General features: G+C 31.9%; 1 protein-coding gene and 1 pseudogene. Both read right to left on the bottom strand.

Annotation, left to right across the window (positions count from 1 at the left end):
• The coding region (locus AC1UFB_RS20250; RefSeq protein ID WP_482589945.1) for a protein rep at nt 1–305 on the bottom strand (305 nt) is incomplete at its 3' end.
• 276 nt (nt 306–581) lie between these two features.
• Nucleotides 582–860 (bottom strand): annotated as a pseudogene (locus AC1UFB_RS20245) (DNA topology modulation protein FlaR); the annotation flags it as partial.

Here is an 860-nt window from a genome sequence, read left to right as displayed (position 1 = left end):
AGCCAATGAACTTTTCTTCTTTCGTTTACTGTTTCTACGATTCTCTTATTGTTAAATGCAATTTTGAGACTTCGACGCCATGCACACATTGGGCAGAACCTCACTTTACAGAAATAAGCTTGATAGAGTTTGAGCCTGTCATCATGTTTCTTAAAACGTAAGATGTTTGCGCACTCATACATTCTTTCAGCCTTCTTCAGTAAATTCCCTGCTTGAAAATGATCAGCAACAAAAAGGGTTCTACTTTTTTTACCCTTCCAATCTCTCTCTTTGCCATTTTTAGTTGTATCTTTTAGCGTATCCATGCTATTATGGTCGTACATAGTTTAATAACCCGCCTTTCTTTTAGGAAGGCATAAAAAAGCCCTCTATGGTTTTGGTTTTTTCTAGACAATCAAATCATACCATAGAGGCTTTTTTTTATCCACCTAGAAAAAGAGGTTCTATCCCTTGAAACTCTAAGGCTCAAGGCTATTTTTTCCCATGAGAGTTGTTTCTATATAGTATCAAGATAAGAAAAAACACAAAAAAGCCCCCAAAAAGGGAGCTTTTTTAAATAATAAAATCAAGAAATGATTTTATTATTTTCGAGAAATTCGATTTATGTTTATCTCTTTAATATTTTTTATGTAAAGTACTTTTTCACTATAAGGCTGTAAGAAATTAAGAATTTCAAGTTTAGTTTCTTTGTCAAATTGTAGATTCCATCGAAATAGTTGCTTTAATATTTTCAAAGTAGGCTTGTAATTAGAAGATTCAATACCTATTTTTTGAACAATATACCTTTTTAATATCCTAAATTGCCTTATCCTATAATTCGGAGTTAAAAAAATGATAACATCAGCTGCCTGGAAGCTTTT

The sequence above is a fragment of the Priestia sp. KCTC 13724 genome, from assembly GCF_056820425.1.
The sequence above is the reverse complement of the archived record's forward strand: the minus strand, read 5'-3'. Positions and strand labels throughout refer to the sequence as shown.